This window comes from Sphingopyxis sp. GW821-FHT10B01 (genome assembly GCF_059415685.1).
Genome location: NZ_JBWKNS010000003.1, coordinates 499,221 through 520,353 on the forward strand (window position 1 = coordinate 499,221; position 21,133 = coordinate 520,353).

A 21,133-nucleotide genomic window follows, 5' to 3' on the forward strand; every position below is an offset into this window, starting at 1 on the left:
CGCTCCCCAATTGGATCGCGAGCGATCAGGTTGTCGGGATGGCGCTGCAGCTCTTGCTCGTCGTGCCGAAGTTGGCGGTCGACGAGTTGCAGGTCCAACCCTGGTACCAGCTGTCGTTGGCGTCACGGACGGCGCCGACATAGGCGGTGGTGTCGAAGAAGGCGTTCAGCGTCTTCGCGTCGAAGGGGGTAAAGCCGGTTTCGGTCGCACCGTTGATGAACAGGCTGGTCAACGACGGCACATAGTTCGAACGGTTGTTCGTGCCACCTTCAAAGATTGCCTGCACCTGTGCGTCGGTGACACCGCTCGTGCCACGGAACGGCGAGGCGTTGCACTGCATCGACACCGAACGGAAGACCGGCGGGCCGGCTTCGTCGAGGGCGGGGTTGGCCGCCTGCGTCGTCGTTGCGCTGTTGAAGCCCAGGCAGCGGAAACCCGGAGCGACGATCAGGCCATTGGCAAAGGTGTAGTCGGCGCCGCCACGAACGAGGATCGACACGCCGTTGCCCGCCGCATTGGCGCGGTGGATATAGGTGAAGTTCGAGATCGCAACGCGCTGGCGCGGGCTCGCATCTTCGTTGCCGTTCGAGTCGATTTCCATCATCGAGTCGCCGACCAGGCCGTCTGCGCGCTGTACGCCGATGACATACTGGATGTTGCCCTGATAACCGACGTCGGTGTCGAGGCCGTCGTCTTCGGCACCGGTGATCACCAGATGCTTCATGTTCACGCGGCCGCCGAACACTTCGATGCCGTCGTCCGAGCTGTTGTGGATCTGGATATGGTCGAGCTGCGTGCCCGAACCCGTGCCCGACGGCGTCAGACCCTGCAGTTCCTTGTCGGCGCTGAGAATGAAGCCCGAATAGCGGATCTGGACATAGGACATGCGGCCCGAATTGTCGGCCGGCTGCGCGCCGCCATATTTCGCGCCCGAGGTGCCCTCGGTGTCGCGCTCACACGCCGCGGAGCCCGGCGTCGCGGCCGGAGCGTCGCAATCGGTGACCGGCGCACGGCCGAGCAGCACGACACCACCCCACAGCTGCGACGTCTGGTCGCCCGCCGAACCGACGACGTTGCCGCGGCCGGTGAAGATGATCGGCTGGGTCGGCGTGCCGACCGCGTCGATGCGGTTGCCGCGGTTGACGGCAAGGAAAGAAACGCCGGTCGCACCGAAGATGGTGACGCCGGGGTCGACCGTCAGCGTGACGACATTGTTCGTGCTCGCCGCGCCCTGATCGCTGCCGACATCGACACGGCCGGGGAGCGAGTAGATGACGCCCGCAACCTTCGGGATCGCCGTTGTCGCGGTGAAGCGGGTCGGGAAGCCGCAGTTGCGCCACTCGCCGCCGGGACCCGAAATGGTGCCGAGGTTCGCGAGCTGGTCGGGGCCGGCGATGGTCGGGCAGTTCGCGGCGGGGGTCACGGTCGCCGGGGTCGGGGTCGGCGTGGGGGTCGGCGTCGGCGTGGGGGTCGGCGTCGGGATGACGATCACGCCTTCGCCCGGCGACGCGACGCCGTCGGCACCGCACGCTGCAAGGATGGAACAGGCCACGCCGCTGAGCATGACCAAACGAATGCGTGCGAAAGCCGCCATGAAAATCTCCGTCCCGGTGTGCGCCTGGAGCGCCCCTGATGAAAAACACGCCGCGGATGAGAAGAGATAGCTGCCTCGCCCCCGGTGACGTCGCCACTAGGGTGATTCGATGACGGTCTGACGCCAGAGCCATGACAGTTGAGTGACTCTTTTGAGTCGGTTCGATGACATCGGCGGCGGCTGTAGGAGCCGCTTGTTCGCACCCGCAAAAATAAATGCAGCGAAGCTCGCTTGCATCGCCCGGAAAGCTTTGCTAGGCGCCCGCTCCTACCTGGTGCCGGACCCGTCCGGACCATCATGATGTGCGGTCGTGGCGGAACTGGTAGACGCGCAACGTTGAGGTCGTTGTGGCCGAAAGGCCGTGGAAGTTCGAGTCTTCTCGACCGCACCATCATCGCCAGTTTATGGCGTTTTTTAGTAGCTTGGAGCGACGGTTGACCTTTGGTCGACCTTCGCGGCCCCTGCTGCGCTTTCACAGGATTGCGCGGCCGCGTGCCGCCGCGCGGTCAGGCGGGTGCGGCGATCCAGCGGTCGACCTGCGCTTCCAGCACCGGCAGCGGCACCGAACCTCGACCAAGGACGATCTCGTGAAACAGGCGCTGGTCGTATCGAGCGCCCAGTCCCGTCCGCGCCTTTTCGCGCAGCGCAAGGATGCGCTGCATGCCGACCTTGTACGAGGTCGCCTGCCCCGGGGTGACGAAATAGCGGCGGATTTCGGAACGGATTTTGGCCGTAGGCTGCGGCGAATTGGCGGTGTAATAGGCCAGCGCCTCCGCCTCGCTCCACCCCTTGGCATGAATGCCGGTGTCGACCACGAGGCGAATCGCGCGCCAGATCTCGCGCCCCAGCCGTCCGAAATCGCTATAGGGATCGGTGTAGAAACCCATCTCCTTCGCGAGCCGCTCGACATAGAGCGCCCAGCCCTCGCCATAGGCGCCATAGAAATAATTCTTCCGGAACTCGGGCGTACCGGTCATTTCCTGCGCGAGCGCGATCTGCATATGATGGCCGGGCAGGCCTTCGTGATAGACGGTGCCTTCGATCTCGTAGGTCGGCGTCGCGCGCGTGTCGGCAAGATGGACATAGAAGATGCCCGGCCGCGACCCGTCGAGCGCCGCGGGCGAATAATGCGCGGCGCCGCCCGGCTCCTCGCGAAAGGCTTCGACGCGCTTCACGATCAGATCGGCCTTGGGCAGCCGCCCGAATTGTTCGGGCAACCGCGCGCGCATGCCGGCAAGATAGTCCTCGGCTTTCTTGAGATAGATTGCGCGGCCGGCATCGTCGTTGGCGACATAGAAACGGTCGTCGCTGCGCAGGAAGACAAAGAAATCCTCGAGTTTGCCCTTAAAGCCGATCTTCGCCTTGAGCGCCTCCATCTCGGCGCGGATGCGCGCGACTTCGGACAGGCCGAGGTCATGGATTTCACCGGCGGTCATGCCGGTCGTCGTCTGCAGCCGCAGCATCGCATTATAATAGGCCGCACCATCGGGCAGCGCCCCCGCGCCGCGCGGTTCGACAGACGCTTTGACGCGGTCGGCGGTGAGCCATGCACGCAGCCGTTCATAAGCGGGCTTCATCGATCCGGTCATCGCCGCGGCGACCTGCGCGGTAAGGCGATCGGCGGCGGTGGCGTCGATTTTCCCCGATGTGACGAGACCCGCGGCCTTCGCCTTGGCGTCGGCGAACAATGCATTGTTCGCGCCGTCGTCGAACGGCGCCCCCGTGGTGAGCCGCCCGACGAGTTCGATCGACTGATCATAGGCGAAACCGGGCATACGGATGCCCTTTGCCGCCGCAGCCCTGGCACGATCGAGATAGGCATCGAGCGTCGGGCCGAGCGCGGTAACGCGGGCCACATAGGCCTTCATATCGGCCGGTGCATCGACGCGATGCTGGTTGATCAGGAAGTTCGGCAGCCCGGTGTGCGGGCCGTTGCGGTCGAAGATATAATTGTGGCCGCGCCACTTCGTCGACGCCTCGGCCCGCTCGAGTTCGAGCACCCACATGTCATACGACACCCTTGCATCGTCGCCGAGCGTCGCGACATCGAATTGCCGCTTCATCGCCGCGACATTGCCCCGGCGCCACGCGAGGCGCGCCGCAGCGGCCGCATCGCTCGGATCGGTGAACCGGTCCTGTTGTTCCTTGCGGCCAAGCTGGGTGAGCTGCTCGGGATCGAGCGCGAGTTCGGCCTCGAAGGCCGCATCGAGAAAGGCGGTGAACGCCGCATCGCTCGCGCCGCTTTTGCCCGCCGCGCGGGCCGCCGGTGCCGCAACCAGACTGGTCGCCAGCGCCAATGAAAACTCCCGTCGTGATAGCCGCACTGGACCCCTTTCTCCGCTTCCTCGAACCAGCGGTACCGCGATTGGCGGCCCCGGGCCAAGACTAAATATGGAGGCCATGGGCGGTTATCGCCAAGGGCGCCGATCGGAGAGTCTCACCCGGACGGCGGGGTCAGCCCGCCAGCGACGACAGCGCTTCGGCCTGCCCGCGCGCCGTGGCCGCTGCATATTCGGCCTTCATCCGCGCGAACAGCACGACCTGCTGCACCATGATGTCCAGTTGCAGTTCGATGCCCCGATCGGCGACAAGCCCGTCCGGATCGAACAGCGCCTGACCCGAATTGGCGGTGACCGCCATCGGCGTCGGCCAGCCGCGCAGCGCATGGGTGATCGAGCGCAGCGTCGCGAGCGTGCTGCCCGCCGCCTGCCATCCGCCCGCCACCGCGATCAGCCCCACCGCGCGGCCGTCGAAATAGGGCTGCGCATCCGAAACCAGATCCTGCGCATAGTCGAGCGCGTTCTTGACCACCCCCGACACCGTCCCGTGATAGGCGGGCGAGGCGACGATGATGCCGTCGGCCGTGCGCAAGGCGGCCATCAACGCCTGCGCCTTTTCGCATCGCTCGCTGCGGTGCGGCGCATACATAGGAAGGTCGATCGCCTCGCCCGCGAAGAGCGCGGTATCCGCTCCCTGCGCTTCGCAGCGCGCCAGCGCGTGGCGGAGCAACCGCTCGGCCGACCCGCCCGGGGTGGCGTTGCCGCCAAGCGCGACGATATGCGGACGGCTGTTCGAAACGCGGCGCTCGATCATCGGGGCCTCCCTCAGTTGAACGTCACCTGGCGGCCACCGCGCAGGAAGGCGATCGCGTTGCGGCGCAGATGGTTGGTGCCGGGGTTGAGGATCGGCTCGGGCGAATATTGCGCGAGATAGACGCGGCGCATATTCGGGGTCGAATTCGATCCGGTCGCGTGGAGCGCGAGGCTGGAGAAAGCGACGACGCTGCCCGCCGGAACTTCGAGCGTCACGCCTTCGCTGTCGCCCGTGTAGCCGACAAGGTCGTTGCTGCCTGGCTGGCGGACGTGCGGAACGATCCCGTCGCGCGTTTCGGGCGCCTGCGAGAAAGGCAGGATGCGCACCGTGCCGTTGGCGACCGTCGTGTCGTCGAGCGTGCACCAGCAGGTCAGATACGGCTTGTGATCGGCGGGGCCGCCGTTGCCGACGACATAGCCCGAATCCTGATGCCAGCTGAACGGCATCCCCTCGCTGGCGCCCTTCACGACATATTGGTCGTAGAAGAAGTACGCATCGTCGCCGAGTGTCGCGCGGCAGATGTCCGCCATCGTCTCGCTGAACAACATCGTGCGGAGGTCGGGCTGCTGGCGCTGGCATTCGCCCGCGAAGTAACGCTTGCCCTTGTGGCTGATGCCGTCGACTTCGACGCCGAGACTGTCGAGGCGCGCGTCTTCGCGGTCGATGACGCGGCCGCATTCTTCGCGCAGCAGGTCGAGCAGCGGGCCTTCGAGGATGCGTTCGAACACCGCATAGCCTTCGGTCGCGAACTGTTCGCGCTGGGCCGCAAAATCCATCTCACTCTCCCGATGTTGTCTAAGGTGCCACGTAGCGCAACATCATCCATCGCATCCAATCGAATTGCATCGCACGATCATACGTCTATACTATGACCGATGCGAATGAGACAGGTCGAGGCGTTTCGCGCCGTGATGATGAGCGGGGGCATTACGGCCGCCGCGACGATGCTGAATATCAGCCAGCCGTCGGTGAGCCGGCTGATCGCCGACATGGAGCGCGCGGTGGGCTTTCGCCTGTTCGACCGGCGCGGCGCGCGGGTGCATCCGACCGCGCAGGCGCAGGCGCTGTATGAAGCGGTGCGGCGAAGCTATGCCGGGCTCGACCTGCTCGATCAGGCGGCGCGGCGCATTCGCGCGCATCCGGTGGGGACGGTGCGGATCGCGGCGCTGGCGGCGATCGCGATGGCGATATTGCCCGCGGTGATCGCACGCTTTCGCATCCTCTATCCCGACATCAAGATCATCGTGGAGTCGCTCGGCCAGCGCGCGATCGAGGAGCGCGTCTTTCTGGGTCAGGCCGACCTGGGCATCGGGGTCGACATGCAGGGACGCGAAGGCATCCGTGCGACCCCGCTCGCGCGCGCCGAATATGTCTGCATCCTGCCCGCCAACCATCCGCTCGCCGCGCGCGAGCGACTGGCGATCGCCGATCTGGCGGGCGAGGAGTTCGTCGGCCCGATGCACGAAGCCGACGCGCTGTGGACCGGGATCGACACCGCGCTCGAAGAGTCGGGTATCAGCGTATCGCGGCGGCTGGAGACGCAGCATTCGCAGATATTATATGCCTTTGTCGAAGCCGGGCTGGGCGTGACGATCGCCGAGCCGTTCAGCGCGCCGCGATTCCACCGGCTCGGCGTCGCGATCCGCCCGATCACCCCGCCCGTCACTCTGGATTTTGCATTGCTGGAACCCGATATCGGGCCGACGCCGGAGATTGTCGCCTGGCTGAATGCCGATGTGCAGCGCGAGACCGAGGCGTGTCTGGCGCATGTGAAGCGGGTGGTGGCGTCGAAATAGGCGGGCCTGCGAATGGCCGTGTTGGGGTGGAAAGCGGACGGCAAATTACCCCCGCTTCGTCATCCCGGACTTGATCCGGGACCCGTCTTCCTTCGCCGATGAAGGAAAGACAAGGCAGGCCCCGGGTCAAGCCCGGGGTGACGATAGTCGATAGGTAGCGGCTGGACGCTTTCGGAAACGTCCCGCGTCCGTTCGTGTCGAGCGAAGTCGAGACACCCTTCGTCCTTGTGCCGTGCCGATGGGCATCTCGACTTCGCTCGATGCGAACGGGCAAAGAGGTCGCCTTTCGGTCGTTTCCTGTCATTCCCCTCCCTGCAAGGGAGGGGTTAGGGGTGGGTAGCGAGCGAAGCGAGCTTACACCCTCTCGATAGGGAGCAGCGCCGCGGCGCGGCGACCCACCCCCGGCCCCTCCCTTGCAGGGAGGGGAGAAAAATGTCCGCAATTGGTCCAATTCAGGCCTTCGTCATCCCGGACTTGATCCGGGATCGATTGGCGCGGCGGTCGTTATGGACCCCGGAGCAAGTCCGGGGTGACGATCGTAGACGGGGCCGCTTCCGATCATTATATTCCATCACTCTCCCTTGCCTACCGCCGGCGCTTCCCCTCGCTCTCCAAGTCATAGCATTTGGACATAACCGACCGACATTTCTCGATTAGACTGCAATGATTTTGACGCGCATCCCTCGGTCGGTTGATGGGCAATGGCGCCGGTCAGCCGATTCGTGGCCGTGAGCGACATGTTCGCGGCCTGATGTCGAAGCGGACGCACGATCCGCCACGGCAAGGGAGTGTGGTGCTGATGACAAAGTCGACACGCGAGCCAGAGCCAAAGCCTGCCCCTCGCGCTGTCCCGCACGCCATAGCATTTGAACATGGCACCGCGACATTTCTCTATTGGACCACAAATATGAATGCGCGCATGGGTCGGTTCTTAATTGTCAATTGAATTAATTGACATACCGGTTTGCAGCGCATCAAGGGAGGATTTGAACATGGTTTCGTCGAAAGCCAAAGCGTATCTGGCGGTCACCACGGCCCTGGGAATGGCGATGCTCGCCGTTCCGGCGCACGCGCAGGAGGCCGAAACCAAAGAAGCCTTTGCCAGCACCGACATCATCGTCACCGCGCAAAAGCGCGAGCAGAATCTGCAGGACGTGCCGGTCGCGATCTCGGTCGTGTCGGGCACGCAGCTCGAACGCTCGAACGTCAATTCGGCCGAACAATTGTTTCAGCGTGTGCCCACGCTGACCTTTCGCAAGGGCAACACCAACAAGGATTCGGCGCTGTCGATCCGCGGTGTCGGCACCATTTCCTTCTCGTCGGGCGTCGAGCCGTCGGTGTCGACCGTCATCGACGGTGTCGTCTATGCGCGCACCGGCCAGCAGACGTCGGACTTCCTCGACGTCGAGCGCATCGAAGTGCTGCGCGGGCCGCAGGGCAGCCTGTTCGGCAAGAATGCCAGCGCCGGCGTGATCAACATCGTGTCGCGCGAGCCCGGCAACGAGCTGGGCGGCTATGTCGACGCGGCCTGGTATCAAGGCAATGAATATCGCATCCGCGGCAGCATCGGCGGGCCGCTGGGCGACGGCATTCGCGCTTCGCTCACCGGCTTCTGGTCGCAATATGACGGCAACGCCCGCAATGTGTTCAACAACCACAAGGTCAACGGCTACAAACATTGGGGCGTGCGCGGCAAGGTGATTGCCGAGCCGACCGACAATCTGAAGATCACGCTGATCGCCGACTATTCGAAGAATAGCGACAATGGCTTTGCCGACAGCATCGGCACCGTTTTCCCGTCGGCGTTCAACAATGCGGTGTTCATCCCCAGCCTCGCGCCGCTGACGCTCGACGGCAAGAACAAGGACATCGACAACGACCTCGACCCTTATACCAAGGACAAGAACAGCGGCGTGTCGGGGCAGATCGACCTCGACCTTGGCGGCGTCACGCTGACCTCGATCACCGCATACCGCCACTGGTATAATTTCCAGCAGCGCGACGGCGATTTCCGGTCGGACGCGCCGCGTTACGTCAACACCGGCACCGCGTCGGGCGACGTCCGCTCGCACGATCGCGGCGATTTGAAGTTCGACCAGTTCACGCAGGAACTGCGCATCGCATCGTCCAATCCGCAATTTTTCGAATATGTTACGGGGCTTTATTATTACCACACGAAGGAAGTCGATTTCTTCAACCGCACGGTGACGAGCTGCACCGCGTCGACGCTGCCCACCGTCGGCGGGCTGACGCCGTGCGCCGCCGGATCGTCGACCTATCTGACCAATGAAGGCAATGCCGATTTCACGACGAAGCTGACCAGCTATTCGGCCTTCGGTCAGGCGACGCTGAATTTCACCGACGCGTTCCGCGGCATCGTCGGCCTGCGGCATACCAACGACAAGGTCAGCTATGACTTTGCCCGCCGCTCGACCTCGCTCGCGGCCTTCTCCGGGGTCAACCCGGCCTTCGCCTCGGCGGGGTCGATCAAGGACACCGGCTGGTCGGGCAATGCCGGCCTGCAGTACGACCTGACCGACGATGTCGTCGCCTACACGACCTACACGCGCGGCTATAAGGGGCCGGCGCTCAACGTCTTTTTCAACATGCTGGCGCGCGACACCGGCCGCATCGATCCCGAAAAATCGGACGCCTATGAAGTCGGCCTCAAGACGCGGCTGTTCGACCGCCGCCTGACGCTCAACATCGCGGGCTTCTATGCCAAGTACGACAATTATCAGGCGAACTTCCTCGACCTCGTCGCGGGGCAGGTCGTCACGCGCCTGACCAATGCGGGCACGGTGTCGACGCGCGGGATCGAGGTCGATTTCAACGCCGCGGTGACCGACGATTTCTCGCTGTCGGGCGGGTTCAACTACACCGACGCGCATATCAACAAGTTCATCTGCCCGTCGGGCGCCGCGGTGACCTGCGCCGATGCGATCAACGGCAAACCTTTGCCCTTTGCGCCGAAGTATAAGGGCACGGTGACGATGGACTGGCGCCTGCCGCTCAACATCGACGGGTTCAACGTCGATCTGAACAGCTCGCTCGTCTATCAGAGCCGCACCCAGTTCGACATCAACCAGAACCCCAACGCGTTCCAGGGCGCCTATGCGATCTGGGATGCCGGGATCAAGGTGAGCACCGACGACGACAAATACAGCCTGTCGTTCATCGTCAAGAATCTGACCGACAAGCAGTTCGTGATCCAGCGCATCCCGAACGGCACATCGTTCATGCGCCAGATCACCCCGCGCGATGCCGAGCGTTATTTCGGCGTCACCGCGCGGATGAACTTCTAACAGTCCCCTGCCCCGCCGCCCATAATGCCAGGCGGTGGGGCAGATTTTTCGGGTAAGTGGCGATAGCATGATCGTCGCCCCCGCGAAGGCGGGGGCCGTTGTCGGCCTAAATCTTCGCCGCTGCATATGCCCTCCAGCGGCCCCCGCCTCCGCGGGGGCGACGGGAAAGAAAAGGATCCTCCCCTATGGCGCTTGAGGCGCTCGATACCGGCTTTGCGCTTCGCCTCGGCGGGCAGACGATCCTGACGCACAGCGCGGGCGCACCCTGTTTCTTCGTCGGGCGCGGCGTGCCGCATATCCATTCGAAGCTCGGCCATTTCGATGTGGCGCAAGAGGTGAGCGAGCGGATCGCGCTGGGGCATGTCGAGATCGTGGGCGATGTGGTCCGCTTTGCCGCGGCAGCGGGTTCGCCTTGGCTGCTCGAAGCCACCGTGTCGGGCGATGGCGATGATGCGGTGATCGCGCTGACGGCGCTCGACCCGGCGCTCAACCGGCTGTGGCTGCGCGTGCCTGCGGGTGCAGGCGAGCATGTGTGGGGCGGCGGCGAGCAATTCTCCTATTTCGACTTGCGCGGGCGGCATTTCCCTTTGTGGTCGAGCGAGCCCGGGGTCGGGCGCGATCCGGCGTCGCCCTTGTTCCGGCAGGTCGAGGCACACCGCAAGGGCGGCGGCGGCAGCTATGCGCACACCAATTATCCGCAGCCGACCTATGTCAGTTCGCGGCGCTATGCGCTGCATGTCGACAGCTTTGCCTATGCGGCGTTCGATTTCCGCGCGGCGGATTATCATGAGGTCGAGGTCTGGGAGATTCCGGCACAGATCGAGCTGTGGGCGCGGCCGCGCTTTACCGCGCTGGTGTCGGCGCTGTCCGAGCGTTTCGGGCGCCAGCCGCCATTGCCCGAATGGCTGCTGAAGGGCGCGGTCATCGGCTTGAAGGATAGCGACAACAGCTTTGCGCGCCTCAAGGTCTATGAGGACGCCGGGGTCGCGGTGTCGGGGCTGTGGTGCGAGGATTGGGTTGGCCTGCGGATCACCAGCTTCGGCAATCGCCTCTTCTGGGACTGGCAGTGGAATGCCGAGCGCTATCCCGACCTGCCGGCGCGGATCGCCGGGTTGAAAGAGCGCGGCATTCGCTTTCTTGGCTATGTGAATCCTTATCTGGCGGTCGACGGGCCGCTCTATGCCGAGGCCGCCGCGCGGGGCTTCATGGTGATGCATCCCGAGAAAGACGAGCCCTATGTGATCGACTTTGGCGAGTTCGATTGCGGGCATGTCGATTTCACCAATCCCGACGCCGCCGCATGGTTCGCCGATACGATCATCGGCGAGAAGATGATCGATTTCGGGCTGTCGGGCTGGATGGCCGATTTCGGCGAATATCTGCCCGTCGATGTCCGCCTCGCGAATGGCGAGAGCGGGATGACCGCGCACAATCGCTGGCCGGCGCTGTGGGGCGAAGTGAATGCCAAGGGCGTCGCAGGGCGCGGGCAGACCGGCGAGACGATGGTGTTCATGCGCTCGGGCGCTACGGGCGTCCAAGGCCATTGCCCGATGCTGTGGGCGGGCGACCAGGCGGTCGATTTCAGCCGCCACGACGGGATCGGGACGGTGATCTGCGCCGCGCTGTCGGCGGGGATGCTCGGCAACGCGCATCATCATAGCGATTGCGGCGGTTACACCAGCCTGTTCGACACGACCCGCGATGCCGAACTGGCGATGCGCTGGGCGGAGATGTCGGCGTTTACGTCGATGATCCGTACGCATGAGGGCAACCGGCCGCGGCAGAATGTGCAATATGACGACGATCCCGATCTGCTCGCGCATTTTGCGAAGATGACGCGGATTTACGCGCATCTGGCACCCTATATCCGCCGGCTGTCGCAGGAGGCGTCGGAAATGGGGCTGCCGGTGCAGCGGCCGCTGTTCCTGCATTTCGAGGACGATCCGGAGACCTATGCGATCCAGACGAGCTATCTGTTCGGGCCCGATCTGCTCGTCGCACCAGTGATTGCGGCGGGGAAGAGCGAGTGGACGACCTACCTGCCGACGGGTGCCGAGTGGGTGCATGTCTGGTCAGGTCGGACCTATGCGGGCGGGAGCGATGTAACGGTTGCGGCGCCGTTCGGACAGCCGCCGGTATTTTACCGCGCGGGGTCGGCGGAGGCGGCGCTGTTCGACGCGATGGTTTCGGCCTGAGCCACATCCTTCAGCACCGCCACGAAGGCGGCGACGAGCGCACTGCGGCTGCGGTTGCGGAGGAGGTGGATCGCGTCGCGGGTGACTTCCGAGGGCGGAAGCGCGATCATATGGAGGCCGCTACGCAGCGCAAGCGCGCGCGGGACGACGGTGATCGCGCGGCCGCTCCGCACCATGTCGAGACAGGCCGCGGTGGAGTCGAGCTCATAGTCCGGAAATTGCCCCGCGGCGTAACGCGCGCGGAGGGGGCGCGGGAGGTTGCTGCCCGGCGCGGGACGCGGGAGCGCCCAAGGGAAGTCGGCGCTGTCGCCCTCTCCCCTCGCGAGCGGATGGGCGGCGGCGCAGACGAGCATCAGCGGCTCGGGCGGCAGCGGGATGCAGAGCACTTCGTCGGCGTGGCCCGAGGACGCGAACTTCGCGCGGTTGCAGACGACAAGGTCGAGGCGGCGGTCGACGAGCGTTTCGAGCAATTGTTCGGATGGCCCGCCGGTGACGGTGACGCGGACGCCCGGGTGCGCTTCGGCGAAGCGCGCGATCGCGCCGGTGAGCAGGGGTTGCAGCGGGTACGGGCCGCTGCCGACCGCGACGGCGCCGCCGCTCGGCTGGCCGAGGCCGCGCGCTTCCTGTTCGAGGTTCGCCGACGCCGCAATGACGTCGCGCGCCGAACGGATCAGGCGGTCGGCATCGCTGGTCGGACGGACATAATGGGTGGTGCGGTCGAAGAGTGTCGCTCCCAATTCCTCCTCGAGCTTCTGGATCGAGCGGGTCAGCGCCGATTGCGTGAGGCCGAGTTCGTCGGCGGCGCGCGCGTAGCTGGCGAGGCGATAGAGCGCATCGAAATGGCGGAGGCGGCGGAGGTTCATGGCGCGCACCATATCATTCCTGTTTTGCAATACCAATGCCCCGGTCATGTGCGTAGCGTGAGCATATGAGCAGCACCTCTCTCGATGCGCGGCGCCGTGCGCAGGTCTTTGCCGAGCTGGAGTCGCGCCCATTCGACCTCGCGGTGATCGGCGGCGGGATCACCGGTGCGGGGATCGCGCGCGATGCGGCGATGCGCGGGCTGTCGGTCGCGCTGATCGAGGCACGCGACTATGCGAGCGGGACGAGCAGCCGGTCGTCGAAGATGATCCATGGCGGGCTGCGGTATCTGGCGCAGGGCGATATCGCGCTGGTCAAGGAAGCGGCGTCGGAGCGGCAGATTTTGCGCCGCATCGCGCCGCATCTGACGCGGTTGTCGCCCTTCCTGATCCCGACGACGAACATGGCAATGACGGCGAAGCTGCGGACAGGGCTGTGGACCTTCGAGAAATTGGGCGGCGTGCCCGAGGCCGAGAAGCATGAGGTGATCGGGCTGGCGGAACTGCAGCAGCGCGAGCCGTTGATGCGCACCGACAAGCTCAATGGTGCGGTGCTTTATCCCGAATTTCTGACCGACGATGCGCGGCTGGTGCTCGCCAACATCCGCAGCGCACAAGGCGCGGGCGCGGTGGTCGTGAACCATGCGGCCGCTTCGGAGCTGACGGGCAATGGTCTCGTCGCGACCTCGACGCTGGACGACGGGCTGGGCGCGCGGATCAAGGCGAAGCTGGTGGTGAATGCCGCGGGCGCATGGGTCGATCGGGTGCGTGGGCTGGAGGCGGGCGAGAGCGACACGCGCATGGCGCTGAGCCGCGGTATCCATCTGGTGTTGCCGCGTGAGCGGCTGCCGATCAACGCGACGATCATCATTCGTGCGCCCGACAAGCGCAGCATCTTTGCGGTACCGCGCGGGGCGTTCACTTATATCGGCACGACCGACGTGTTCCACGACGGCGCCGACTACTGGCCCGCGCCGACGCGCGACGACATCGACTATCTGCTGCGCGCGACCGAGGCGGCGCTCAGCATCGATCCGATCCGCGACGCCGAGATCGTTTCGCTGTGGTCGGGGATGCGGCCGCTGATCGCGCAGCCGGGCAAGAAGGCCAATGAAGTCTCGCGCAAGGACGAGATATGGACTTCGCCGGGCGGGATGATCTCGATCGCAGGGGGCAAGCTCAGCGCCTATCGCGCGATGGCCGAGCGTGTCGTCGACCTGGTCGTCGAGCGGCTGGGTCGGGCCGCCCTGCCCTGTTCCACCGCCGATGCACCGCTGCCCGGCGGATCGCGGACGCCGCAACTGGACGGCCTCGACCCGCGCGCCGCCGAGCGACTGGCGGGGCTCTATGGCGACGAGGCGAACGAGATATGGATCGCGGGCGGCGATGTGGCTGCCGAGGCCATACGCGCGGTGACGCATGAGGGTGCCGCCAGCCTCGAGGACTATTGGGTGCGGCGAAGCGCGCGCGCCTGGTTCGATGACGGCGCTGGCCTGGCCGCACTCGCCCCCGCGACCGAGGCAATGGCCGCGCTGCTCGGCTGGGATGACGCCACAAAGGCCGCGCAAATCGCGCATTGCCGACAGATCAACGATGAGAGCCGCAGGCTTTTGGGAGAGTGAAATGCGTTCGATAACCGAAGCCCTTGCCAGCATGATCGGCGCCGACCGCGTCGCGAGCGACGCCGAGGCGCTGAATGCCCGCCGCTACGACCAATGGGCGGTCAAGCATCTGCGCGACTGGCGCAGCGAAGCGGTGCCCGCACCGGGCTGCGTGGTGCGGCCGCAGTCGGTCGAGGATGTGCAGAAGGTCGTGCGCTTTGCCGCCGAAAAGCGCGTGCCGCTGATCCCCTATGGCCTTGGCAGCGGGGTGTGCGGCGGAATCGAACCGACGCCCGATGCGATCTTGCTCGACATGAGCGGCATGAACCGCGTGCGCTATATCGACAGCGACGATCTGCTCGCGAGCTTCGACGCCGGTTTGAACGGCATGGAGGCCGAGGAGGCGGTCGCCGCGCATGGACTGACGATCGGGCATTGGCCGCAGTCGATCGCGATCAGCAGCGTCGGCGGCTGGGTCGCGACGCGCGCGTCGGGGCAATTCTCGACGGCTTATGGCAATATCGAGGACATCATCCATTCGATCGAGGCGGTGCTGCCGAACGGCGAGTTGGTGACGCTGGGCAAGGCGGTGCGCGCGGCGGCGGGGCCCGACCTGCGCCATCTGCTGATGGGCGCCGAAGGGACGATGGGCGTGATCACCGGCGTGACCTTCTCGCTACGTGCCAAGGCGCCGCACCGCGATTACAGCATCTTTTATGCCGAGGATATGCGTACGGGTTTCGAGGCGCAGCGGCAGATCGTCCGCGCCGACTGGCGCCCGCCGGTGATGCGCCAGTACGACGGGCGCGAGGTGCGGCGGCTGTTCCGCGATTATGAGCGTGACGGCAAGGCGATGCTGTTGATGGTGCATGAGGGGCCGAAAAGCCGCGTCGATGCCGAGTTGGCGGCGATGCACGAGATTTGCGGCGCGGCGGGTCTTGAGGCTGGCGATCCGATGGCGGCGAAGCAGTGGATCGAAAAGCGCAACCATGTACCGAGCTGGCGCGACATGTTCGAGCGCGGCTATGTCGCCGACACGGTCGAGATTTCGGGGCGCTGGAGCGAGATCGGCGCGATCTATGACGCCAGCATTGCGGCGCTCAACGAAATCCCCGGCGTGATCAACGCATCGGCGCACAGCAGCCATGTCTATCGATCGGGGATCAACCTTTATTTCAGCTTCGCCGCGACCTTCGAGGACAGCGCGAAGATGGAACCCGCCTATTTCGCCGGCTGGCGCGCGATCATGGAAGCGACCGCGAAACATGGCGGCGGGGTCGCGCACCATCATGGCGCGGGGCGGCTGCGCAAACCCTATCTGCATCACGATCTGGGCGAGAGCGGCGTGGCGTTGCTTCGGCAATTGAAGGCCTGTCTCGATCCGGCGGGGATCATGAACCCGGGCAATCTGATACCCGATGCTTAGGTTTCGGGCTGAACCGGCAACAATGTGTGCCCCGGCGAAAGCCGGGGTCCATGCTATGTTTGCACCCGAACGCTCTGGGCCCCGGCTTTCGCCGGGGATCACGTAACCGATGGGCATGGAGGGAGGCCTCCTTCTCGCGCTCGATGCGGGCACGACGGGCGCCCGCGCCATGCTGGTCGATCCGGCGGGCGCGGTGCTGGGCGTCGACAAACGGCCGATCGCGAGCCACTTCCTGCCGCCGGTCTTGTCGAGCAGGATGCCGCCGCAGTGTGGGAAATTTGCCGCGCGGTGATCGACGGCGCGTTGGCGGCGGCGGGACGTAGCATCGCCGATGTCGCTGCGATCGGGGTGACGACGCAGCGCGCGAGTATCGTGCTGTGGGACCGTGCCACCGGCGAACCGGTCGCGCCGATGCTCGTGTGGAGCGATCTGCGCGGGATGGAAGAGTATAAGGCGCTGCGTGCGGCGGGGTTCACCGGATGGCCGCAGGTGCCGTCGGCGAAACTGCCCTCTGCGATCGCTCTATCGGCGCGCGATCCCCGCGACCTGCAATGGGGGACGCTCGATAGCTGGCTGACCTACAAGCTGAGCGGCGCGCATGTCACCGACGCCTCGGCGGCGTGGCTGACAGGCTATTATGATTATCCGGCGGGTGCGGGCTGGGATGCGGCCTTGCTCGCGCATCAGCGGCTGCCCGCGAGCCTGTTTCCGGCGCAAGTCGAAAGCTGGGGCGCGATTGCCGAGAGCGATCCCGCGGTGCTCGGAGCACGCGTCCCGATCACCGCGCTGATCGCCGATCAAGGGGCCGCAATGGTCGCGCATGGCGCGCTGGCGCGCGGCGACTGGAAAGCGACCTATGGCACGTCGGGCGTGCTGATGGCGGGGACCGGCGATGTGCCCGAGACGATCCACAACAGCATGCCCGCCGAGGCGCTGGCCTTTGCGGGCGGGAAGCCGCGCTTTTGTGTGGAAGGAATGGTGATCACCACCGGGTCGCTGATCGAATGGCTGTGCGGCGGGCTGGGGCTGTTCGCATCGCCCGCGGCAATGGAGGCCGCGGCGGCTTCGGTGGCCGATGCAGGCCACGTCGTGGTGCGGCCTTCGCTCGCGGGGATGGGCGCACCGCACGGCAAGTTCGACGCGCGCGGGCTGATCGCGGGACTGAGCTTTGCCGACGGACCGGGACAGGTTGCGCATGCAGCGCTGCAAGGGATCGCGTTTCGTTTTCGCGAAATCGCCGATGTTATTGCCGACGCGCTGCCGGTGCCCGAGGCGCTGCCCATCGCGGGCGGGCTGTCGGCGAGCGATACGCTGATGCAGTTGCAGGCCGACGCATTACAGCGGCCGGTGCGGCGGCATGCGGTGCGCGAGGCGAGCGCCTATGGCGCGGCGCTGGCGGCGGGCATGGGTGCAGGGCTGTTCGGCGAGAGCGACCTCAAGCGGCTGGCGCGATACGATGCCGAGTTTTTGCCGAAGGTCGGGCGCGACGAGGCCGATGCGGCATTTGCGCGCTGGCGGAATGCGGTGGCGGTGTGACGCGCAGAGTGTCAGGCCCCGCTCACCTCGCTCCACAGCCCGCGCACGATATCGCGCATGCGCCGTGCCTCGTCCCACCGATTGGTCAGTTCGCTGCCGTCGGGCGCGGTGATCGCGTACGGGGGAGGCCCGAGTTCGCACATGAAGGTGAGCGCATCGTCCGCGCGCGCCTGTTCGAGCCAGAGTTCGAAGCCGCGGCGCCACCAGGCGATATGCCGGTCGAGCCAGTCCCGATGCTGCGGCGCATCGAGCGCGACCTGCACCTGATGCGCCGTCGAGACGCGGCCGTGGAAATTATGGCTTCCCTGCAGGATCGTTTCGATCGCCGCGAGCTGGTCGTCGCGCAGCGGCAGTTCCATCTCGCCCGCGACCGGATAATGCGACAGGTCGGCGGTGAGCGGAAAACCGGGACGTTCCTCGAGCAATTGCAGCGTGAAGAGCAAATCGTTGGTGAGGCGGCCACGGTGGGTTTCGAACCAGACGGGGAGCGGCGCGTCCTTCGCCGCGTCGACAAGGCTGTCGATCAGGCGCAGCGCGGCGCGGAAGTCGGCGGTCGGGCCGGCGATCTGGACGTTAAGATGGTGCGCGCCGAGGCGGTGCGCTTCGCCGATCCAGTGCTTGAGCTGGTCGGCGTCGTGGACGAGCACCTGCCCCTCCCACGCGAGACCGAGCGGGTTCATCACGCGCGCGACGCCATCGGTGCGCGCGGTGCGTGCGAGGTTGACGCCGACGCCGTCGAAGCCCGCGGCGACGACCTGGCCGAGTGCTTCGTCGAGGCGGTTTTCGATGTCGAAACCGGGGCATTTGTCGAGGCCCCAGACCGATTGAAGAACGAGCAATTCGGGCAATGGCTTCCCTTTCAGACAACGCTGTCATATCGTGTCGGGAGGGGGAGTCAATTGGGCTTGTGGGCGTCGTATTGTGATCCCCGGCGAAAGCCGGGGCCCAGAATCGGAAGACCGCGCTCGCCTTCGTGGGCCCCGGCTTTCGCCGGGGATCACAGGAGGACAGCGAAGAAAAAGAAAGACCGTGAGAGGATGAGATGACCAACGATGTCCCCGCCCCGCCGGTCATCCCGCCGCCGTTGTCTCCGGTGTCGCTGGCGTACCGCCGCTATGCGCTGACGGTGCTGCTGATCATCTATATCCTCAACTTCCTCGACCGGCAGATCGTCGCGATCCTCGCCGAGCCGATCAAGAATGAGCTGCACCTTGCCGACTGGCAGCTCGGCGCGATGACCGGACTGGCCTTTGCGCTCTTCTATACGGTGCTCGGAATCCCGATCGCGCGTTATGCCGAGACCGGGCACCGGCCGCGGATCATCGCGGTTGCGGCGGGGCTGTGGAGCCTGTTCACCATTGCGTGCGGCTTTGCGCAGAATTTCGTCCAGCTCGTCGCGTGCCGCATCGGCGTCGGGATCGGCGAAGCGGGGTGCACGCCGCCTGCGCATTCGCTGATCACCGATTATACGCCGCGCGAAAAACGCGCGTCGGCCCTTGCCTTCTACGCGCTCGGGACGCCGCTCGGCGGGCTCCTCGGGCTCGCGCTCGGCGGACTGATCGCCGATGCCTATGGATGGCGCACCGCCTTCCTGTTCGCGGGATTGCCCGGGCTGCTGATGGCGCTCGTCGCGTGGACGACGCTGCGCGAACCGCGGCGGCAGCTCCATGCCGACCTCGCCGCACTCAGGGCGTCACGCCCCGACTTCAGGACCGCGATGGCGGAGATCCGCGGCAAGCGCAGCTTCTGGCTGATCGCCTTTGCCGCCGCGATCAAGGCGTTCATCGGCTATGGCGCCGCGTCCTTCCTCGCGCCCTTCTTCTTTCGCAACCATGGCGCCGAGCTGACGCAGATCGCGGGCGAGTTCGGGCTCGGCGTGACCGGCTTCCTCGGGGTGGCATTGGGCATCGTGCTGGGGCTGACCGGCGCGGTGGGGACATGGATGGGCGGCTGGCTGGCCGACAAATATGGCGCGCGGGACCTGCGCGCCTATGTGTCGATCCCGGCGATTTCGACGCTGCTGGGTATCCCCTTTTACATCGCCGGGCTGCTCGCCGATTCGGCGGCGACAGCATTGGTCCTTTTCGCCTTTCCGCCGATCCTCAACACGCTCTGGTACGGCCCCGGCTATGCTGCGGTACAGGGGCTGGTGCAGCCGCAGACGCGCGCGACCGCGACGGCGGTCCTGCTGTTCATTATCAATTTGATCGGGCTCGGGCTTGGCCCGCTCGGGGTCGGTGCGGTTAGCGATTTTCTGAGCGGGCCGATGGGGCTAGGGTCGGCGGAGGGCGTGCGCTGGTCGCTGATGATCTTCATCCTGTTCGGCGCGGTCGCATCGGGATTATTCTGGCTGGCGCGGCGTTCGATCCGCGAGGAGATGGTGAGTTGAGTATCGCGAGTATCGCCCTGCCCCGCATCCTGCGCATCGGCGGCGGCGCGTCGAAACAATTGGCCGAGGTGCTGGCAACGCTGGGACTGGCGCGGCCGCTGATCGTGACCGATGGCTGGCTGGTGAGTAGCGGGCGTGTTGCGGAATTAGTCGATGGCCTGACGGCGGCGGGGATCGCGGCGCGGGTGTTCGCGGAGACGGTGCCCGACCCGACGGTGGCATCGGTCGATGCGGGGGTGGCGTATCTGCTCGAAGGCGATCACGACTGCGTCGTCGGCTTCGGCGGCGGCAGCCCGCTCGACAGCGCGAAGGCGATTGCGCTGCTCGGCCAATTCGGCGGGGCGATGGCGGATTACAAGGCGCCGCATGTGCAGGACGCGCCGGGGTTGCCGGTGATCGCGATCCCGACGACCGCGGGCACGGGGTCGGAGGCGACGCGCTTCACGATCATCACCGACGAGACGACCGACGAGAAGATGCTGTGCCCCGGGCTCGCTTACCTGCCGGTCGCGGCGCTCGTCGATTATGCGCTGACCTTTACGAAGCCGGTGCGGCTGACCGCCGATACGGGGATCGATTCCTTGACGCACGCGATCGAGGCCTATGTGTCGAAGCGCGCGAACCCGTTCAGCGACGGCATGGCCTTGCTCGCGATGCGCGCGATCGCGCCGAATTTACGGCGCGTGTGCAGCGATCCGATGGATGCGGCGGCGCGCGAGGCGATGATGCTGGGCGCGACGCAGGCGGGGATCGCTTTCTCGAACAGCTCGGTCGCGCTGGTCCACGGGATGAGCCGGCCGATCGGCGCGCATTTCCATGTCCCGCACGGGCTGTCGAACGCGATGCTGTTGCCCGTAGTGACGGCGTGGTCGGCGCCGGCGGCACTGCACCGCTATGCTGATTGCGCGCGGGCGATGGGCGTTGCCGACGAGGCGGAGGGTGACCAGTCAGCGGTCGCGCGGTTGCTCGACGAGCTGGCGGCGCTCAATCGCGAGCTCGAGGTGCCGGGGCCGGCGGCATGGGGGATCGACGCGGCGCGCTGGGAGGCGCTGGTCCCGACGATGTGCACGCAGGCGGCGGCATCGGGCTCGCCCGCGAACAATCCGCGTGTGCCCGATGCGGAGGAGATGGCGGAACTTTATGCCGCAGTTTGGGCGGGATAACAGCTTCGGTTCATCGACGGGCAAGATGCACTCTGCTTAAGCGCGCTCGCCCCGTCCCCTTCTCTCCTACGTCTCAAACGTGGGGGCGGGGTATCTACCATGCACCATCGTCATCCCGGACTTGATCCGGGATCCATGACTTCGAAGACGACGCTCGCCCTCGTGGACCCCGGAT

The 21,133-nt window shown here is 65.8% G+C and carries 15 protein-coding genes and 1 tRNA gene; 10 read left to right on the forward strand and 6 right to left on the reverse strand.

Annotated elements, in window-relative coordinates:
- Positions 1-25 precede the first annotated feature (25 nt).
- The gene (locus AC07NV_RS11255) at positions 26-1,594 is read right to left on the reverse strand and encodes a beta-helix domain-containing protein (protein ID WP_495166434.1); all 1,569 of its coding nucleotides are present in this window, start codon (positions 1,592-1,594) and stop codon (positions 26-28) included.
- A gap of 304 nt (positions 1,595-1,898) precedes the next feature.
- On the opposite strand from AC07NV_RS11255, the gene AC07NV_RS11260 reads away from it, so the two are divergent.
- Positions 1,899-1,985 (forward strand) — tRNA-Leu (locus tag AC07NV_RS11260).
- Positions 1,986-2,100: 115 nt separating this feature from the next.
- On the opposite strand, the gene AC07NV_RS11265 is transcribed toward AC07NV_RS11260, so the two are convergent.
- The 3 genes from AC07NV_RS11265 to AC07NV_RS11275 all read right to left on the reverse strand — a co-directional run bounded on the left by AC07NV_RS11265 (position 2,101) and on the right by AC07NV_RS11275 (position 5,463).
- Positions 2,101-3,891 carry a DUF885 domain-containing protein gene (locus AC07NV_RS11265; RefSeq protein ID WP_495166435.1) on the reverse strand — a complete coding sequence of 597 codons (1,791 nt, stop codon included), beginning with the start codon at positions 3,889-3,891 and terminating at the stop codon, positions 2,101-2,103.
- 157 nt (positions 3,892-4,048) lie between these two features.
- The gene (locus AC07NV_RS11270; RefSeq protein ID WP_495166436.1) at positions 4,049-4,687 is read right to left on the reverse strand and encodes an NADPH-dependent FMN reductase; all 639 of its coding nucleotides are present in this window, start codon (positions 4,685-4,687) and stop codon (positions 4,049-4,051) included.
- Positions 4,688-4,698: 11 nt separating this feature from the next.
- Positions 4,699-5,463, reverse strand: a complete 765-nt coding sequence (locus AC07NV_RS11275; protein WP_495166437.1) for a phytanoyl-CoA dioxygenase family protein — start codon at positions 5,461-5,463, stop codon at positions 4,699-4,701.
- A gap of 99 nt (positions 5,464-5,562) precedes the next feature.
- Between AC07NV_RS11275 and AC07NV_RS11280 the strand changes: the two genes are divergently transcribed.
- The 3 genes from AC07NV_RS11280 (at position 5,563) to AC07NV_RS11290 (ending at position 11,983) form a co-directional block, all read left to right on the forward strand.
- Positions 5,563-6,483, forward strand: coding sequence for a LysR substrate-binding domain-containing protein (locus tag AC07NV_RS11280; protein WP_495166438.1), 921 nt, complete (start codon positions 5,563-5,565; stop codon positions 6,481-6,483).
- Between the two features lie 992 nt (positions 6,484-7,475).
- On the forward strand, positions 7,476-9,788 hold the full coding sequence (locus tag AC07NV_RS11285; protein WP_495166439.1) for a TonB-dependent receptor: 2,313 nt from the start codon (positions 7,476-7,478) through the stop codon (positions 9,786-9,788).
- A 185-nt stretch (positions 9,789-9,973) separates the two neighbouring features.
- A complete protein-coding gene (locus AC07NV_RS11290; protein WP_495166440.1) occupies positions 9,974-11,983 on the forward strand; it encodes an alpha-glucosidase in 2,010 nt (669 codons plus the stop codon).
- On the opposite strand, the gene AC07NV_RS11295 is transcribed toward AC07NV_RS11290, so the two are convergent.
- The gene (locus tag AC07NV_RS11295) at positions 11,929-12,846 is read right to left on the reverse strand and encodes a LysR family transcriptional regulator (RefSeq protein WP_495166441.1); all 918 of its coding nucleotides are present in this window, start codon (positions 12,844-12,846) and stop codon (positions 11,929-11,931) included. The two genes, AC07NV_RS11290 and AC07NV_RS11295, sit on opposite strands and share 55 nt — an antisense overlap.
- A gap of 65 nt (positions 12,847-12,911) precedes the next feature.
- Here AC07NV_RS11295 and AC07NV_RS11300 point away from each other — a divergent pair, with 65 nt between their 5' ends.
- The 4 genes from AC07NV_RS11300 (at position 12,912) to AC07NV_RS11315 (ending at position 17,406) form a co-directional block, all read left to right on the forward strand.
- Complete coding sequence (locus AC07NV_RS11300) at positions 12,912-14,465, forward strand: glycerol-3-phosphate dehydrogenase/oxidase (RefSeq protein WP_495166442.1); 1,554 nt, start codon at positions 12,912-12,914, stop codon at positions 14,463-14,465.
- A gap of 1 nt (position 14,466) precedes the next feature.
- On the forward strand, positions 14,467-15,870 hold the full coding sequence (locus AC07NV_RS11305; RefSeq protein WP_495166443.1) for an FAD-binding oxidoreductase: 1,404 nt from the start codon (positions 14,467-14,469) through the stop codon (positions 15,868-15,870).
- Positions 15,871-15,979: 109 nt separating this feature from the next.
- Positions 15,980-16,162: a hypothetical protein gene (locus tag AC07NV_RS11310; protein WP_495166444.1), complete on the forward strand. Its 183-nt coding sequence runs from the start codon at positions 15,980-15,982 to the stop codon at positions 16,160-16,162.
- The gene (locus tag AC07NV_RS11315; protein WP_495166445.1) at positions 16,159-17,406 is read left to right on the forward strand and encodes an FGGY-family carbohydrate kinase; all 1,248 of its coding nucleotides are present in this window, start codon (positions 16,159-16,161) and stop codon (positions 17,404-17,406) included. Before AC07NV_RS11310 ends, AC07NV_RS11315 begins: the two co-directional genes overlap by 4 nt.
- 11 nt (positions 17,407-17,417) lie before the next feature.
- On the opposite strand, the gene AC07NV_RS11320 is transcribed toward AC07NV_RS11315, so the two are convergent.
- Positions 17,418-18,254, reverse strand: a complete 837-nt coding sequence (locus tag AC07NV_RS11320) for a sugar phosphate isomerase/epimerase family protein (protein WP_495166446.1) — start codon at positions 18,252-18,254, stop codon at positions 17,418-17,420.
- A 194-nt stretch (positions 18,255-18,448) separates the two neighbouring features.
- Between AC07NV_RS11320 and AC07NV_RS11325 the strand changes: the two genes are divergently transcribed.
- Positions 18,449-19,795: a spinster family MFS transporter gene (locus tag AC07NV_RS11325; protein WP_495166447.1), complete on the forward strand. Its 1,347-nt coding sequence runs from the start codon at positions 18,449-18,451 to the stop codon at positions 19,793-19,795.
- On the forward strand, positions 19,792-20,958 hold the full coding sequence (locus AC07NV_RS11330; protein WP_495166448.1) for an iron-containing alcohol dehydrogenase: 1,167 nt from the start codon (positions 19,792-19,794) through the stop codon (positions 20,956-20,958). The genes AC07NV_RS11325 and AC07NV_RS11330 overlap by 4 nt, the downstream gene beginning before the upstream one ends.
- Positions 20,959-21,133 lie beyond the last annotated feature (175 nt).

What these genes read in the sequence shown, in the direction of transcription:
- AC07NV_RS11255 (WP_495166434.1), bottom strand. Translation starts at nt 1,594, where the DNA reads ATGGCGGCTTTCGCACGCATTCGTTTGGTCATGCTCAGCGGCGTGGCC.
- AC07NV_RS11270 (WP_495166436.1), bottom strand. Translation starts at nt 4,687, where the DNA reads ATGATCGAGCGCCGCGTTTCGAACAGCCGTCCGCATATCGTCGCGCTT.
- AC07NV_RS11275 (WP_495166437.1), bottom strand. Translation starts at nt 5,463, where the DNA reads ATGGATTTTGCGGCCCAGCGCGAACAGTTCGCGACCGAAGGCTATGCG.
- AC07NV_RS11280 (WP_495166438.1), top strand. Translation starts at nt 5,563, where the DNA reads ATGCGAATGAGACAGGTCGAGGCGTTTCGCGCCGTGATGATGAGCGGG.
- AC07NV_RS11285 (WP_495166439.1), top strand. Translation starts at nt 7,476, where the DNA reads ATGGTTTCGTCGAAAGCCAAAGCGTATCTGGCGGTCACCACGGCCCTG.
- AC07NV_RS11290 (WP_495166440.1), top strand. Translation starts at nt 9,974, where the DNA reads ATGGCGCTTGAGGCGCTCGATACCGGCTTTGCGCTTCGCCTCGGCGGG.
- AC07NV_RS11295 (WP_495166441.1), bottom strand. Translation starts at nt 12,846, where the DNA reads ATGAACCTCCGCCGCCTCCGCCATTTCGATGCGCTCTATCGCCTCGCC.
- AC07NV_RS11300 (WP_495166442.1), top strand. Translation starts at nt 12,912, where the DNA reads ATGAGCAGCACCTCTCTCGATGCGCGGCGCCGTGCGCAGGTCTTTGCC.
- AC07NV_RS11305 (WP_495166443.1), top strand. Translation starts at nt 14,467, where the DNA reads ATGCGTTCGATAACCGAAGCCCTTGCCAGCATGATCGGCGCCGACCGC.
- AC07NV_RS11310 (WP_495166444.1), top strand. Translation starts at nt 15,980, where the DNA reads ATGGGCATGGAGGGAGGCCTCCTTCTCGCGCTCGATGCGGGCACGACG.
- AC07NV_RS11325 (WP_495166447.1), top strand. Translation starts at nt 18,449, where the DNA reads ATGACCAACGATGTCCCCGCCCCGCCGGTCATCCCGCCGCCGTTGTCT.